This is a genomic window from Symmachiella macrocystis, from assembly GCF_007860075.1.
Lineage (GTDB): Bacteria > Planctomycetota > Planctomycetia > Planctomycetales > Planctomycetaceae > Symmachiella > Symmachiella macrocystis.
Genome location: NZ_SJPP01000002.1, coordinates 84273 through 99566, shown reverse-complemented (window position 1 = coordinate 99566; position 15294 = coordinate 84273). Strand labels below are relative to the sequence as shown.

Annotated in this window: 13 protein-coding genes; 8 read left to right on the top strand and 5 right to left on the bottom strand. The window is 55.0% G+C overall.

The annotated features are described in order from the left end of the window. The first annotated feature begins 14 nt into the window (after positions 1 to 14). From CA54_RS18460 to CA54_RS18450, 3 genes are all read left to right on the top strand, one after another. Complete coding sequence (locus CA54_RS18460; protein WP_146372485.1) at positions 15 to 776, top strand: DUF1559 domain-containing protein; 762 nt, start codon at positions 15 to 17, stop codon at positions 774 to 776. 128 nt (positions 777 to 904) lie between these two features. Beyond that, positions 905 to 1666: a DUF1559 domain-containing protein gene (locus CA54_RS18455; RefSeq protein WP_146372484.1), complete on the top strand. Its 762-nt coding sequence runs from the start codon at positions 905 to 907 to the stop codon at positions 1664 to 1666. A gap of 130 nt (positions 1667 to 1796) precedes the next feature. After that, positions 1797 to 2561, top strand: coding sequence for a DUF1559 domain-containing protein (locus tag CA54_RS18450; RefSeq protein WP_146372483.1), 765 nt, complete (start codon positions 1797 to 1799; stop codon positions 2559 to 2561). A gap of 8 nt (positions 2562 to 2569) precedes the next feature. On the opposite strand, the gene CA54_RS18445 is transcribed toward CA54_RS18450, so the two are convergent. From CA54_RS18445 to CA54_RS18430, 4 genes are all read right to left on the bottom strand, one after another. After that, complete coding sequence (locus tag CA54_RS18445) at positions 2570 to 3241, bottom strand: DUF2306 domain-containing protein (protein WP_146372482.1); 672 nt, start codon at positions 3239 to 3241, stop codon at positions 2570 to 2572. A gap of 221 nt (positions 3242 to 3462) precedes the next feature. After that, on the bottom strand, positions 3463 to 3735 hold the full coding sequence (locus tag CA54_RS18440; RefSeq protein ID WP_146372481.1) for a colicin immunity domain-containing protein: 273 nt from the start codon (positions 3733 to 3735) through the stop codon (positions 3463 to 3465). Between the two features lie 123 nt (positions 3736 to 3858). Then, positions 3859 to 5058 (bottom strand): FG-GAP repeat domain-containing protein, encoded by a 1200-nt coding sequence (locus CA54_RS18435; protein ID WP_146372480.1) that lies wholly within the window; start codon positions 5056 to 5058, stop codon positions 3859 to 3861. Between the two features lie 149 nt (positions 5059 to 5207). Beyond that, the gene (locus CA54_RS18430; RefSeq protein WP_146372479.1) at positions 5208 to 6533 is read right to left on the bottom strand and encodes a hypothetical protein; all 1326 of its coding nucleotides are present in this window, start codon (positions 6531 to 6533) and stop codon (positions 5208 to 5210) included. Between the two features lie 234 nt (positions 6534 to 6767). Between CA54_RS18430 and CA54_RS18425 the strand changes: the two genes are divergently transcribed. Further along, the gene (locus CA54_RS18425; protein WP_146372478.1) at positions 6768 to 8435 is read left to right on the top strand and encodes an alpha-keto acid decarboxylase family protein; all 1668 of its coding nucleotides are present in this window, start codon (positions 6768 to 6770) and stop codon (positions 8433 to 8435) included. Between the two features lie 307 nt (positions 8436 to 8742). Here CA54_RS18425 and CA54_RS18420 read toward each other — a convergent pair whose 3' ends face one another. Continuing rightward, positions 8743 to 9012 carry a hypothetical protein gene (locus CA54_RS18420; RefSeq protein WP_145376832.1) on the bottom strand — a complete coding sequence of 90 codons (270 nt, stop codon included), beginning with the start codon at positions 9010 to 9012 and terminating at the stop codon, positions 8743 to 8745. 458 nt (positions 9013 to 9470) lie between these two features. On the opposite strand from CA54_RS18420, the gene CA54_RS18415 reads away from it, so the two are divergent. From CA54_RS18415 to CA54_RS18400, 4 genes are all read left to right on the top strand, one after another. Further along, the gene (locus tag CA54_RS18415; protein WP_146372477.1) at positions 9471 to 9797 is read left to right on the top strand and encodes an OadG family protein; all 327 of its coding nucleotides are present in this window, start codon (positions 9471 to 9473) and stop codon (positions 9795 to 9797) included. 85 nt (positions 9798 to 9882) lie between these two features. Next, positions 9883 to 11004, top strand: coding sequence for a sodium ion-translocating decarboxylase subunit beta (locus tag CA54_RS18410; RefSeq protein WP_146372476.1), 1122 nt, complete (start codon positions 9883 to 9885; stop codon positions 11002 to 11004). 106 nt (positions 11005 to 11110) lie between these two features. Beyond that, a complete protein-coding gene (locus CA54_RS18405) occupies positions 11111 to 12901 on the top strand; it encodes a biotin/lipoyl-containing protein (RefSeq protein WP_146373387.1) in 1791 nt (596 codons plus the stop codon). A gap of 212 nt (positions 12902 to 13113) precedes the next feature. Continuing rightward, a complete protein-coding gene (locus tag CA54_RS18400; RefSeq protein WP_197532593.1) occupies positions 13114 to 15249 on the top strand; it encodes a penicillin acylase family protein in 2136 nt (711 codons plus the stop codon). The last annotated feature ends 45 nt before the right edge of the window (positions 15250 to 15294 follow it).

The following is a 15294-nucleotide window of genomic DNA, read 5'->3' as shown; positions in this document are numbered from 1 at the left end:
TCGGAGGCGCATTGATGAGCAGACGTTCCTCAGCCTGTGGTGGTTGTGAATGCGCGCAAATCGAACATTTTCGCCGGCGGGGTTTCACGCTCACCGAACTTCTCGTCATCATTGGCATCATTGTCGTTCTAATCGCGCTACTGTTACCAAACGTTCGTCAAGCCCGTGAGGCGGCGCGGCGTACGCATTGCCGTAACAACCTCAAGAATATCGGGCTGGCGCTGCACAACTATCATGACGCCTACGGCGGCTTTCCACCAGCTCATACGGTCGATGCAGACGGCAAGCCGCTGCACAGTTGGCGGATGTTGATTGTGCCGTACTTGCAGAAAGGGACAGTTTACGAAAGGACAGACTTCTCAAAACCGTGGGACGACCCGGCCAATACCGAAGTGGCTGCGATGCTCGAGCCTATCTACGTCTGCCCGTCGACCGTCATCGAGCGGGATTATACGTCTTATTTAGCAGTGGTGACGCCTGAAAGTTGCATGCGGCCGACGGAGATGCGGCCGATTACGGACATCACCGACGGAATGTCGAATACCATCATGGTCGCTGAGGTACCGGTGAAATATGCCGTTCCTTGGATGGCTCCGCAGGACGCAGATGAACATTTGGTTTTAAGCCCGAAACCGGATGACGATTTCCATCATGCCGGCGGTAGTTTTTACCTCTTTGCTGATGGGGGTGTGCAATTCATCTCGTCCGAGACGGAGACTGCGACTCTTCGAGGCCTGATCACCCCGGCGGGAGGTGAAGGGACAGATTCATTCTAATTCGTTAGCCAGTGACGCGCGAGATCTCACGATGAGCGGCCGGTCCCGGATTGTTCTTGCGATACCGCGACCAAACATGGATGATGGATGAGGCGGATGTCTTGAACCCGTAACTCGGAGGCGCACCGATGAGCAGACGTTCCTCATTCCCTTGTAGCGGCCTGTGCAGCACAACGTCGCACTTTGCCCGACGAGGATTCACGCTCGTCGAATTTCTTGTGACGATCGGCATCATTGCGTTGCTCGTTGCTCTTCTATTGCCAGCGACGCGTGGCGGTCGTCAGGCTGCGCGGCGTACGCAGTGCCGGAACCACCTGAAACAAATCGGGTTGGCGATGCACAACTACCATGATGTCTATGGCAGCTTTCCTCCCGCTTATACGGTTGATGCGGACGGTAAGCCGCTGCACAGTTGGCGGACTTTGATCTTGCCGTTTATGGATCAAGCGGCACTCTACTATAAAATTGACCTGTCCAAACCGTGGGATGATCCCGCCAATGCGGAAGCGCGCGCAACGGTGGTACCGACCTTTGTCTGCCCAACAACTGAATTAGAGCCGACGCAGACTGTGTACTTGGCTGTGGTCACTCCGGACAGTTGTCTGCGCCCGAACGAACCCCGGCCGATTTCTGAGATCACCGACGGCACGTCGAATACGATCTTGGTCATGGAATCGCCCATGAACGCGTCGGTCCCCTGGATGGCCCCTTGGGATGCCGATGCGCGGTTGATGTTGAGTCCGAAATCCGAGGACGATTTGCATCATACCGGCGGGAGCCTTCACCTCTTTGCGGATGGGAGTGTGCAATTCATCTCCTCCGACACGGAGACTGCGACTCTTCGAGGTCTGATCACCCCGGCCGGTGGTGAGGAGGTTGGTGAATACTGAGGCTGTAAGCCACTGACGCGCGAGATCGTACGATGATCCTCCAGCCTCTGAATTGTTATTGCGGTTCAACCATCAAACAAAGATGATGTGGGGGGCGGATGTTTTAAACCCGTAATTTGGAGGCGCATCGATGAGCAGACGTTCCTCTTCTGGTGGTTGCGGCGTAATCAGCCGAACGGCGACAATTCGTCGACGGGGGTTCACTCTTGTCGACGCTCTTGTGTTTCTTGGCATCATCGCGATTTTAGCTGTACTAATCTTGCCCGAAATGTTTTGTGGCGGTGACGAAGCTTCGCGTCGCACTCTGTGCCGGAACAACCTCAAGCAAATCGGGTTGGCGATGCACAACTACCATGATGTCTATGGCAGCTTTCCGCCCGCTTATACGGTCGATGCCGACGGCAAGCCGCTGCATAGTTGGCGGACGTTGATTTTGCCGTTTATGGATCACCAGACGGTCTACGACAAAATTGACCTGTCTAAACCGTGGGATGATCCCGCCAATGCGGAGGCGCGGGGAACGGTTGTGCCGGTCTATAATTGCCCGTCGACCGAATTAGAGCCAACGCAGACTGTGTACTTGGCTGTGGTCACTCCGGACAGTTGTCTGCGCCCGAACGAACCACGAACGATTTCTGAGATCACCGACGGCACGTCGAATACGATCTTGGTCATGGAATCGCCCATGAACGCGGCGGTCCCCTGGATGGCCCCTTGGGATGCCGATGCGCGGTTGATGTTGAGTCCGAAACCGGAGGACGATTTGCATCATACCGGCGGGAGTACTCATCTCTTTGCGGATGGGAGTGTTCAATTCCTCTCGTCCGAAACGGAGACCGCGACTCTTCGAGGTCTGATCACCCCGGCCGGTGGTGAAGTGGCCGGTGAATTCTGAAGCTGGCATCATGGTTGGTGCGGGGTGGACGCAGCAACATTCTTTCTGGGCCACCCAGGGTGTTGCCATGCTTCATAAATCAGCAGCGGGACGGTCCAGCTCAGCCAGGAGGAGAGCGGATAAATCCACGGGGCGTCGGCGGCGGTCACGATCGTCAGGCCCCCCATCACGCGGATCACGACCGCCGAGCAGAGCAATACAAAGCAGCGCTGCATCCAGCGTTGGTGTACAGCAAATCGCCGCTGAACCGCAGCCCGCCAGCCCAGGGCAACACACAGTCCGGTCGCAATCGACAGCATTACAAAACTAACGCCCGCCACAGCCCCGGTCATCGCCCACCGCGCCATCCACAGCCCACTGGGGGCGAGAAAGAACAGGATGCACAACGCCTGTATCCGCCCCAGAATGCGATGCCAGCGGGGAAAGCGTAGGCGGAACCGATTGCTCAATAGAATCACGCCTAACACCAGAGTCACTGGCCCGGCGAAGATATGGACGTAAAACGCCCAGGCATAACTATGATAAAAATAAGATTCGCGGCCGAAGAGAAAGTCGGCATGGAAATCGGGCGGGATGTAGTCGCGGTAACTAATCAGCGTGAGGACGACGACCTTAGCGATCAACAGGCAAGTCAGCCCGGTGAGCAGACGTCGTAGGGTGACGGTTGAAAGGTTGGGCATGCCGAGCGGCTCGGTTGCTTAGGAAATGGTCAAGAGACCGCTGAGAAATTATTTGGGTGCGCATTGTACCACAATTTGTGCAGGGCAGGCTTCCGCCTGCCGTGCGGGCGTTCAACGGTGCGTAAGGGACGGCAGGCGTCGGCCTGCCCTACGGTCTTTGGGGTGGTTGGTGGCGTGGACTGCGGCTACTTGCGATCCTGTGCCTGCGTATATCCTGCCATTCAATCACCAAGCTCACCGTCAAAAACTTTTTGCATTTCAGCACGTAGCCGCTTTTCGTCGAACTCGTATTCGAATCGATCATCATTTGGGTTGTACAGGTCTGCAAAACAGAAAAACGTGGACAACTTTTCGCTAGTTATTGGGTCGTCCGCCAATAATTCTTTAGAATCCCTCTCTGCTTTCCACTTAGCATCGTAAGACTCTACAAATTCATCAACCGGAATTTCGCCCTGCAGAAAACGTTTAACGTATTCCAATAATTGCTTGCTCATTTCAGAATTCAATCCGTAATATTCTGAAAGCGTAAATTGCGGCTTCTTGTGGGCTGCGCCCACCCCGATTGCTATTCGCAATCGCGGCCACCCGTGTGCTATTTTCTGCCTACTGCCTACTGCCTACTGGCCGGGGTTCTCGTACCAGATCACGCCGAGGTTCTCCCGCTCTTCGCAAGTCATGACATCCAGGTCGCCGTCGCCATCGATGTCGCTGGTCTGAATCAGATCGAATTTCGTGCCGACCGGGCCGCTCAGGGTGTGTTGTTGCCAGGTGATTTCGCCGGCGTCGGTTTGCTGTTGTTCCATCCAGATGATGCCGGAGACGTTCTTGGCGTTTTCAAAGGAGAACACGATATCGGCGCGGCCGTCGTTGTTGATGTCGGCAATGGCTGTGGATTTTCCGGTGCCGACATTTTTGGGGAACGGAATTTGTGAGGTCTCCCAGGCGACCTGCTTTCCTGGTTGTCGGCGATGCCAGAGAATTTGTCCAGGCTTATTGGGAACGACAACATCGGTGAGGCCGTCGTCATCGACATCGGCATAATCCAGAAACATCACCTCGCGGTTGCCGGTGCCGATGGGGTGTTTCGTCCACGGTTCGCTCAGCGGACCGTCGTTGCCGGGGTTTTTTAACCAAAAACAACCCCGCCCTGCTCCGCGGCGGTCGCTGGCGAGGATGTCGTGATTGCCATCGCCGTCGATGTCGGTCCAGATGAGCGACATGATCCAACCGGCGGGGCAAATGGTGTGCAATTTCCATTGGTCCAATTGACGCGGATCTTTTGGGGCTTGTAGCCAACCGATCAAACCCTTCTTGCCTTTGGAGCCGACGATGAGATCCACGCCATGCTTGCCATCGATTTGGGCGGGGACGCAGAACATCCACTGCGTGCGGTTTTGCGTCGCGGGAATGGCGGCGGTGCTCCAGGCGGATGCATTGAGGTTATCGTTCGCATCGCTCGGTGCCCAATGCACAAAGATGGTCCGTGTCTTGCCTTCGCAGGAACTGATGACATCAACGGCGCCGTCGTTGTCGAGATCGGCGAAGACGGCGTCTTCCGGGGCAGCGACTTGGCCGACGGTGACAGCCGGCCATTTGCCCCGAGCCTTCGCATGCCCGGGATGTTGATAAACACGGACGATGCCCCCTTCTTCCCAACCGGTCGTGATATCGAGCAGGCCGTCGCCATTGATGTCAGTCAGTCGCACTCCGTCGGCGCCGCGCGACGAATCATCGATCGTATGCCGTCGCCAAACGTCGTCGGCCATGGCGCTGCCGGTGCTTAGAAATGTCATCCCGAGTAGGAGTACGAATCGCATGATTAAGGATACTGATTTTATAGGATTGCGTGCCACGGGTTCTGCCAGTGCAGGTCTATTTGATTGAATCAGTTGCGAGGCACTGGCAAAGCCAGTGGCACCCCGATTCTTAGGGTTGGGATCGTGCCACGCTGAAGGTTCGAGATAGTTCAAGTGGTTTCGGCGGCGTCGATCGGACGAGTTTCGGGGATGATCCAGGCGATCAACGTCGTCAAGATGGCGGAGACGAGAAATGTGCCGCAGACGAAGTAGTAATTCACGTCGTGATCCTGTTGGGATAATTGGTACATTTTCATCAATCCCACGGCGGTGCCAGTCCAGGTGATGAGTAACAACATGGCTTTGATGGACGGTTGCTTGGATCGATAGTTCGCGGTGACGGCGATCGCTGTGCCGAGACTCATGAGTGCAACGACAACCCACCAGGTGCCAATGTTGTCATTGAAATAAACCACTTTACCGTCCCGCAGCAGGCGGCCAATGGCGCGCATCAGGTCGAGGCCGAATGAATAGACCGTGAGTGTGACAGCGATGTGCCAGCCGAAGAAGTTGGAATTCAGTACCAATCCGGTCAGTACGGCCAGTTCGATGACCATGATGAACAGCACCGGGACGGTGAAATGCAGACGGTGGACGGTGAGTACCAGGATTGCCCCCAGAAACAGCGCGGGGAGAAAAGGCGTCTGTTTGGGGACCAGTTCGGGCGTAGGCGTTGCCGGTTCGGCCAGTTGGTCACGGTTAAAATAAGCGGCAAGCCCCAGTCCGCCACCGAGCAAAAACCCGAAGCTGAATTCCATCCCCTTCCACCAGGAGAAGGAACGATAGGGCGGGTCGAGACGTGATCCGAAAGCAATCAATTGTCCGCCCAGTCCGAAACCGAGTCCCCCAAACAACAAGCCCCACATGGCAAATGAAGCGGGGACTTTATTGTCGCTGGAGACAGCCAGGGAGGCGAGGAGGGCGAGGCCGCCCAACAAAAGCCCGGCCCATATCTCGGCCCGTGGTTTGTCCGGGTCGGAGAAATAAAAGTAAGGATGTCGCGGTGCATCCAAGTAAGCCCAACCGACGAATGTGGCAGCCACCATGGCCGTCATGGCAAAGAGAATTTGTTTGGTTGTGAAACGGTCGCGCACGAAGGCGAGCCCCAAAACGGCGCCGCCGAGAAATCCCCAGACAGCACCTTTGACCGCCATTGCAAACGAGCCCCACAAGTAAGTCTCACCGAAGCGCGACAAGCCGATCGTTTGTCCGTAGGTTTGGTGCCCGCCGATACCGATTCCCAGTGCGCCCAGGCAGATGATGAAACCGACCGAATTGCGGCGGTTTAAGAGTTGGCATAACACTAACGAGACCATCGCACCGGGAATGAGCGCGCCGATGGGCCCCCCGCCAATTGTTCCCCGCAGGCCCCAACCGAGCAACATGGCAATGGCGGGATAGATGAAAAACAGCAGCGGGGAGTATTGGGAACGCATGGAAGGACGCCTTGCACGTTCGAGATGAAATCGGGGGAGATAAGAGGATGCAAAAATGTCTAAGTTCGGCGCTGCATTTACCTTACGGAATAGCCATGCCTAACGTAAAGCGTTGGATGAAAATTGTGGATTATCGGGGTTGCGCACCGCCGCCCCTTGACCCTCCCCTGTTTTCGACACAGAATTCCTGCAGATGGGACCGCGGTTGATAAACCCAGACAGGAGGTGGCTGAGATGTCGACGAAACCCCGCAAAAATGCCGACAACGAATCCTTGCCGACGATTGGCGGGTATTTGATAAGGCGACTGCAGGATTACGGACTGAAGCACATTTTTGGCATTCCGGGCGACTTTGTGCTGCAGTTTTATAACCTGCTCGAGGAAAGCCCGATTGAGGTGATCGGCGCGACACGCGAAGACTGCGCCGGATTCGCTGCCGATGCCTATGCACGCGTCAACGGGCTTGGCGCTGTTTGTGTGACCTATTGCGTAGGAGGCCTAAGCACGTGCAATTCCGTGGCGGGCGCCTATGCCGAAAAATCTCCGTTGATTGTCATTAGCGGTGCGCCGGGCATGGAGGAACGTGTCTCCGATCCTCTGCTGCATCATCGCGTCAAGGATTTCAATACGCAGCACGAAGTCTTCGACAAGATCACAATCGCCTCGGCAACCTTGGAAGACCCGTTGACGGCATTTCGGGAGATCGACCGCTGCTTAGCAGCGGCGGTCCGTTATAAACGTCCGGTTTATCTCGAACTCCCCCGCGACCGCGTTCAAACACAGGCACTCTTTCCGCACGAACCGCAGGAAGACAAACTGAGTAGCCACAAACAGGCTCTTACAGAGGCATTGGCTGAAGCAGAAAGAATGATCAATGGTTGCAAGCGTCCGGTGATCATTGCGGGTGTTGAGATGCATCGCTTTGGCTTGCAGCAAGAAGTCGTGAAGTTGGCGGAGAAAAACAAGATTCCAATGTGCGCGACGCTGCTCGGGAAATCAGTCGTGAGTGAAACGCATCCGCTGTATCTCGGAATTTATGAAGGAGCAATGGGCCGGGACGGAGTACGAAAGTTTGTCGAAGACAGCGACTGCGTGATTCTCCTCGGCACGTTCATGACGGATATCAATCTCGGGATTTATACCGCGCATATCGACCCGGGACAGTGTATTTACATCACCAGCGAAGGGCTGCGGATTCGGCACCATCACTATCGTGACGTGCAGCTTAAGGATTTTGTCAAAGGCTTGGTCAAAACCGATTTGAAGCCGCCGAAACGCGAGATTCCGGACTCAGTCCGTCCGGTGGCAAAGAAATTTGAGTTGCAACCGGAAAACAAAGTCACGCAGCAACGGCTATTCGCGCGGATTAACGAGTTGCTGGATGACAATATGGTCGTGGTGGCCGATATTGGCGATTCGCTGTTCGGGGCGTCCGATTTGACGATCTATCGCCGCAGCGAGTTCCTCAGCCCGGCGTATTACACGTCGATGGGCTTCGCGGTTCCGGCCGCCTTGGGTGTGCAATGCGCCAACCGCAAGTTGCGGCCGTTGGTGATTGTCGGCGACGGGGCTTTTCAGATGACCTGTTTGGAACTCTCCACGACGTTGAAACATGGTTTCAACCCGATCGTGTTGGTGCTGAACAACAAGGGTTATGGCACCGAGCGGTTCTTGCACGAAGGCCCATTTAACGATATTCCAAACTGGGCCTACCACCGCATGCCGGATCTGTTGGGCGGGGGCTGGGGATTTGAGGTGCATACCGAAGGCGATCTGGACAAGGCGCTGCATGCGGCGCTGGCGAATAAAGATGCGTTCAGTCTGCTGAACATTCACCTGGAAAAAACCGACGTCAGCCCGGCTTTGACGCGGTTGGCCGAGCGGTTGTCGAAGCGGATTTAATCACGCCGCCAATACCGGTCAGCGCATAAAGAAACAGGGACGAAAGTCAAACTCCGGAGAGTTGGCTTTTGTCCCTGTTATCCTTTGCGTTGCAAGATCGTTCAACAATGGTCGGAAGCTGTTAGGAAAACCGACCGTGCCGCGAGTGATCCTGCTGCAAAGGGTTCGTCCCCCCCGAAGCCGCGACGTCTTTCACTAATAGGTCGATTAGTGCTGTCAGCCACGACTTACGAGTTACTGCGTTATGAACGGAGTGAATAGGTATTTAAGTGGGAGGACGGGATAATATTCGATCGTGTGAAACGCATCAGTTCCCAGGTTGGGGTGCTGGCGGTTCGATGTCGATGCCTTCGGCCAAGCCGGCTTGTTCCAGCTTGTATTGTTCGATGGCGTTGATTTGGTTGGTCAGCTGATCTTCAGGACCATGCGGGTAATATTGCATGTCGTCGCGAAGATAGTAGGCCGACGGCAAGGTTTGTCCGCCGACTGATGTCTGGCAGCCCACGAATGTGCAGGTCATCAGTGCGCAGCCCACCAAGGCGACTACCGGACGAGCAGCGTGACGAAGAGCTTTCATGGTTAACTTTCTGAATAGTCGTTCGAAGTATCGGTATCGCGTTCGGTCGACGAATCGCAATCCCCAATTGGATCACCCAGCGACTGGAACAAACGGTTCCGGAACGTGAAATGGCACAACGACAGGTTCAAAACTCGGCTCACCGTTTTTTGATTCCTGCTTGATAGGAATATGTATCGACCGATACAGCCGGGAACTTCGACATTTTCGGCAAAATCGTTACGGTTTGATGCAAAATGAGATAGGCGGCAACGAATTCGCCCCAAAGCGACAGGAGTTTCACCGGGAATTGTCAGGGAAAATGTGTACCTTATCCGGGTTAGAGGCAGGTTTTAGGATTTTGCGACGAGCGTCTCGACAATAGAATTTTGGCTGGTTAAACTCAGAAAACTTTTACGCTTCTGGAGCGCTGCGGAGCGATTGCGCGGTCGGACATCCGTTCATAGGAACTGGGCTTCATGGGTTTTGTGGAAATATTTGCGCAAGCCGTACCGACCGAAGCTTTGCAGGAACCCTCGAAACGGGGTTTCGACAATATTATCAACGACGACTTTAACGGCTTCGGAATAGCCGTCACCGGATTGTTGATTGTCTTCGTCGCATTGACGCTCATCTCGGTATTTATCTCGCTTTTGCCAAAAATTCTCGACGCATTGGCGTTCATGCTCCCGGAGGAACAGGAGCATCAAACGCATGCACCAGCCATGCGACAGACGACCGACAACGAGAAAATTGCCGCAGCCGTAGGATTCGTCTTGCACGAAATCCGCTCAAAGCAGCCATAGCATCCTCTAGCCAACAGCCCGAGGCGCTAGTCGCACACTTCTCCGCGGATCACACGACAACCAGAGACGTTAGTCAGGGACTGGCATGGAGATTTTACTGCAGTTTGTGCAGTCGACAGGGTTCGTGAATCTCACGCTTGGCAATGCGTTGATGATTCTGATTGGCATCGTATTTATCACGTTAGCGATCACTAAGGACTATGAACCGTTATTACTCGTTCCGATCGGCATGGGGATCGTGGTCGGAAATATTCCGCCTGTGGAAGGAATGTCATTGGGGGTTTACGACGAGGGGAGCGTCCTCAGTTACATCTATTTTGGGGTAAAACAGGGAGTTTTTCCGCCGCTCATTTTTCTGGGCATTGGGGCGATGACCGACTTTTCCACAATGCTCTCCAATCCCAAGCTTGTGCTCTTGGGGGCCGCTGCTCAATTTGGCGTGTTTTTAACTTTGTTGGGTGCGCTCTATTTAGGGTTTACACCGCAACAATCGGGAGCGATCGGTATTATCGGCGGGGCGGACGGCCCGACGGCGATTTTCTTGTCAGCCAAACTCGCCCCGGAGTTGCTGGGAGCGATCTCCATTGCTGCCTATTCCTATATGGCACTCGTGCCGGTGATTCAGCCGCCCATCATGCGGTTGCTGACGACATCCGACGAACGCAAGATTCGCATGCAATCGACACGAGATGTTACGAAGCGGGAGAAAATCATCTTTCCCATCGTCGCATTCTTAATCTGTGCATTGCTGGCGCCGGGAGCGATTGTGTTGATCGGCATGTTGTTCTTTGGAAATCTGCTCAAAGAGAGTTGTGTGACCGACCGTCTCGCACAAAGCGCCCGAACGTCGATGATTGACATCGTGACCATTTTTCTCGGTTTTTCCGTCGGTGCCAGTACGCAGGCTCAAACGTTTCTCAAAGGGGAATCGTTATTGATCTTCGCATTGGGGGCGACGGCCTTTGGCGTGGCGACAGCTTGCGGGGTGTTGTTCGCCAAATTCATGAACCTGTTCTTACATCATAAAATCAATCCCTTAATCGGTGCCGCAGGGGTCTCAGCTGTGCCGGACTCAGCCCGCGTGGCGCAAATGGTCGGGTTGGAAGAAGGGACGGACAATCACTTGTTGATGCACGCCATGGCGCCGAATGTGGCCGGCGTGCTCGGATCTGCCGTTGCCGCAGGCGTACTTTGGTCTGTCTTGTGAGCTGAACCGTACTCAGCATCGCTGCTCAATCGGATCGTTTTCGCTCCTCGAACCAAACGTCATTTTAGCTGAAGAGACGAATCACGTGACTAAAAAAGTCGACTTCATGTGCACCGCGTTCCGGGATGGATTCCAGTCGGTCTACGGGGCCCGCGTTTTGACCGAAGATTTTCTACCTGCTCTACAAGCCACGTGTGACGCGGGTATTAACTATTTCGAGGCGGGAGGCGGCGCGCGATTCCAGTCGTTGTATTTTTATTGCAACCAAGACGCCTTCGACATGATGGACCAGTTTCGGGCCGTGACTGGACCTGACGCGAATTTGCAAACGTTGGCGCGGGGCGTGAATGTCGTCGGCTTGGAGTCGCAGTCCAGCGACATCATCAAATTGCATGCGGAGTTGTTCAAAAAACACGGCATCACCACGATCCGCAATTTCGACGCGCTCAACGACGTGCAAAACCTCGTTTACAGCGGGCAGTGCATTGTCGATGCCGGTTTGAAGCACCAAATCTGTGTCACCCTCATGGAACTCCCTCCAGGTTGCAGCGGCGCGCATGACGCGGCGTTCTATGCGAATCGTCTGCATCAGATTCTGGATGCTGAAATTCCGTTTGATTCGATTTGTTTCAAAGATGCTTCTGGAACAGCAGTGCCGTCCAAAGTACATGAAACCATCAAAGCTGCACGGAAAATGCTCCCGCCGGAAACCTACATTCATTTTCACACGCACGAAACCGCCGGGATTTCGGTGCAGGCGAATATTGCCGCATTGGATGCCGGTGCCAATGCAATCGACCTGTCGATGGCCCCCTGCTCCGGGGGGACCTGTCAGCCCGATATTCTGGTGATGTGGCACGCACTGCGCGGTTCACAGTACACGCTCGATATCGACATCGACAAGGTGCGCGAAGCCGAAGAGGTCTTCAAGGATTGCATGAGCGATTACTTCCTGCCTCCCGAAGCCACCACGGTCGAACCGCTGATCCCCTGGAGCCCGATGCCGGGGGGAGCTTTGACCGCCAATACACAGATGATGCGCGACAATGGGATTATCGATAAGTATCCCGATTTGATCAAAGCCATGAGCGACGTCGTCCGCCGCGGCGGATTCGGGACATCCGTAACACCCGTGTCGCAATTCTACGTGCAACAGGCGCTCAACAACGTCATGAGTGAGCCCTGGACGCGGATTGCACCGTCGTATGGAAAAATGGTACTGGGTTACTTTGGTAAAACCCCCGTCGCACCCGATCCAGAGATTATCAAAATTGCGTCGGAACAACTTGGCTTGGAACCGACCACACGTGCGCCGCTCGATATGAATAACGAGGATCCCGAAAAAGGGATCGCAGTTGCTAAGAAGGTGCTCGAAGCGGAACACCTGCCGACCACAGACGAGAATATCTTCATCGCTGCGACCTGCGCCGAAAAGGGAATCGCTTATCTGAAAGGGGAGGCGACTATCGGAGTGCGGAAAGTCGACCCCGCGCAGGACACCGCAGCAGCGCCGGCCGCCACGCCGGGCAAACCCGCCAGTTACAATGTCACCGTCAACGGCGAAACGTTTGCATTAACAGTCGATGGAAACAATGCCACGGTCAATGGCCGCTCCTATCAGGTGGCCCTGTCAGCATCCGACGCCCCGGCTGCCGCTGCTGCGGGAGCGCTGGCCGGAGGTGCGCAAGTCGACGTCAACGCCTCAATGCCGGGCGTGGTACTCCGCGTTCCCGTTCAAGTTGGCGACGCGGTGAACGAAGGGGACATTCTTGTTGTCTTGGAAGCGATGAAGATGGAGATCAATGCGACCGCGCCCGCAGCAGGAACCGTCGCCAGCATCGCCGTTGCTCAAGGGGACCACATCGCCAATGGCCAAAAATTGGCGACGATTTCGTAACGTCGAACGATCATTCGGTGACGTAACGCGAGATTTCCGGTCAGAGCAGGCTCAACCGGCGTCGACGGTTCCAGATGATCATTAAGGAATTTCCCGGTCCGCGAAGCTTGGCCCTACGGGGCCATGTCGGTTACAGTGAGTGCACGGTCTTTTTTGGACCTTGGTCATTCTACTGGTCCGTATCTCGGCCCCACGCCCTGGAGTTTAGTAACATGCGTTTTCGTCTGTGCTTTTTCGTTGTTGCCTTGCTTGTAACTCACATAGTCGAAATCGGCGTCGCTGCTGAGCGTACAGTGACGATCCATCGCGATAAGTGGGGCGTCCCGCATATCTATGGAGCCACAGCGGCCGATGGCGCTTATGGTCTGGGCTATGCGCAGGCCCAAGATCGCTTAAAGGACATTCACATCAGCCTGCGTACCGGCTTGGGGACGATGTCCGAAGCGTTTGGCAAAAAGTATCTCGAGCAAGACTACATCATGCGGTTGTGCCGTAATGCGGAGTTGGCCAAGGAATCCTGGAAGACGTTGCCGCCGCATCTCAAAGAATTTGCGGAGAATTTCACGGCGGGTGTTCAGGCATATTCCGATGAGCATCCCGACGCGGTCCCCGACTTCGCGGTCGAATTAGAACCTTGGAAGATTCCGACGATCGGCCGGGCCATGATTCTGCGGTGGCCGTTGGGAACGATACAAGACGATTTGAAAAACGGAAAAAAACGTGAGCAGCCTGCCCAACGTTCCAACCAATGGGCGGTTTCTCCATCGCGTTCAGCGGATAACGTTGCGATTTTGCTGTCCGACCCGCATCTGACTTGGGAGGGGTTGGCGGTCATGTACGAAGCCCGCGTGCATGCGGGGGACTTGCACATGAACGGTTATTTCTTAATCGGCTCGCCGATCATGGGGATCGGGCACAACCAGAACGTCGGTTGGGCATTGACGACGGGGGGGCCCGATACGTCGGACGTCTATGAAATGAATGTCCGGATGAACCCACTGCTAGAGTACGAATACGATGGCCAGTGGCGCAAATGCGAAACGACCGTATTTCCGATCGCGGTCAAAGGCCAAACACCCGCCATCCGTCCCGCGGTCTATACACACCTCGGCCCGTTGGTTACCCCGCCGGACCTCAAAACCGGCAAAGCTTTTGTCGGTGCCTCACCCTATCTTGAACAGACCGGCCTGTTCGAACAATTTTATCGCATGGCGATGTCCAAGAACGTACACGAATTTTATGACGCCATCGGCATGTGCGAGTTCAACGAGCAAAACATCATGTTCGCCGACACCAATGGGGACATTGGCTATGTCCGAAGCGGAGCAACGCCGATTCGTCCCGACGGCTACGATTGGAATCGCCCTGTGCCGGGCAATACCTCGAAGACCGCTTGGAAAGGCAAGCATTCGATCGACGATCTGGTGCACATTTTTAATCCGCCGCAGGGCTACATGCAGAACTGCAATATCAGTCCGGAAAACATGATGGTCAATTCGCCACTCAAACCGGGCGATTATAAAGACTACATCTATAACGTGTCGTGGGACACCAACAATCCCCGTGGATTGCGGACCGTGCAAATGTTGGACGCCGACGATTCAGTGACCCGAGAAGAAGCCATCGCAATCACAATGGATGTGCAGGACTATTTTGCGCCGCAATGGAAAAAGGAACTGGAGTTGGCGGTCAGTGCCGCTGGGCAAGAGAAGATGCAGGACGAGGAATTTGCCAATGCGGTCAAAGCGATTTTGGCTTGGGATGGCGAATTCACGGCCGATAAAACAGCGACGTCGCTGTACAAATTCTGGCGGATCAAATGTGGTGAAAAAATGAACCTCAAGCCGATGATCGGCGGCGGCCATCTGGGCGCAGAACAACAGGCGCAATCCCTGGAATTGTTAGCTGAAACGATCGCGGAGTTAAAATCGAAGCATGGTCGCTGGGATGTCGCCTGGGGCGAGATTCACAAAGTCGGCCGCGAAGGACAATACTTCCCCGTGGGGGGCGCGGAATTTCGATCCGGGCCGAAAGAGGCCAATTTCTCGGAAACGCTGTTTGACGTGAACTCACACGAAGACCCCGCCCTGCCCGGAAAGTACGTCGCCCACAACGGGTCGATGGCGATGATCTTAATGTTCTTCCACAAAGACGGGATCGAATCGCTGACCTGCACACCGTGGGGCCAAAGCGGTGATCCAACGTCGCCGCACTTCATGGACCAGGGAGAACACCTATATTCCAAACGGCAAATGAAGCCGACTTGGTGGGACGAAGACGACCTGAAGAAGAATGTCGAATCAACCACGGTTTTGAAAATCGCCGCTGCACCTACATCAAATGAGTAGGTCATGCTGTGCATGACGAAACTCGCAACGGGCACATCGCCCCAA

Excerpts from the sequence above, each read along its gene's own strand:
- CA54_RS18460 (WP_146372485.1), top strand. The coding sequence starts at position 15 with ATGAGCAGACGTTCCTCAGCCTGTGGTGGTTGTGAATGCGCGCAAATC.
- CA54_RS18455 (WP_146372484.1), top strand. The coding sequence starts at position 905 with ATGAGCAGACGTTCCTCATTCCCTTGTAGCGGCCTGTGCAGCACAACG.
- CA54_RS18450 (WP_146372483.1), top strand. The coding sequence starts at position 1,797 with ATGAGCAGACGTTCCTCTTCTGGTGGTTGCGGCGTAATCAGCCGAACG.
- CA54_RS18445 (WP_146372482.1), bottom strand. The coding sequence starts at position 3,241 with ATGCCCAACCTTTCAACCGTCACCCTACGACGTCTGCTCACCGGGCTG.
- CA54_RS18440 (WP_146372481.1), bottom strand. The coding sequence starts at position 3,735 with ATGAGCAAGCAATTATTGGAATACGTTAAACGTTTTCTGCAGGGCGAA.
- CA54_RS18435 (WP_146372480.1), bottom strand. The coding sequence starts at position 5,058 with ATGCGATTCGTACTCCTACTCGGGATGACATTTCTAAGCACCGGCAGC.
- CA54_RS18430 (WP_146372479.1), bottom strand. The coding sequence starts at position 6,533 with ATGCGTTCCCAATACTCCCCGCTGCTGTTTTTCATCTATCCCGCCATT.
- CA54_RS18425 (WP_146372478.1), top strand. The coding sequence starts at position 6,768 with ATGTCGACGAAACCCCGCAAAAATGCCGACAACGAATCCTTGCCGACG.
- CA54_RS18420 (WP_145376832.1), bottom strand. The coding sequence starts at position 9,012 with ATGAAAGCTCTTCGTCACGCTGCTCGTCCGGTAGTCGCCTTGGTGGGC.
- CA54_RS18415 (WP_146372477.1), top strand. The coding sequence starts at position 9,471 with ATGGGTTTTGTGGAAATATTTGCGCAAGCCGTACCGACCGAAGCTTTG.
- CA54_RS18410 (WP_146372476.1), top strand. The coding sequence starts at position 9,883 with ATGGAGATTTTACTGCAGTTTGTGCAGTCGACAGGGTTCGTGAATCTC.
- CA54_RS18405 (WP_146373387.1), top strand. The coding sequence starts at position 11,111 with ATGTGCACCGCGTTCCGGGATGGATTCCAGTCGGTCTACGGGGCCCGC.
- CA54_RS18400 (WP_197532593.1), top strand. The coding sequence starts at position 13,114 with ATGCGTTTTCGTCTGTGCTTTTTCGTTGTTGCCTTGCTTGTAACTCAC.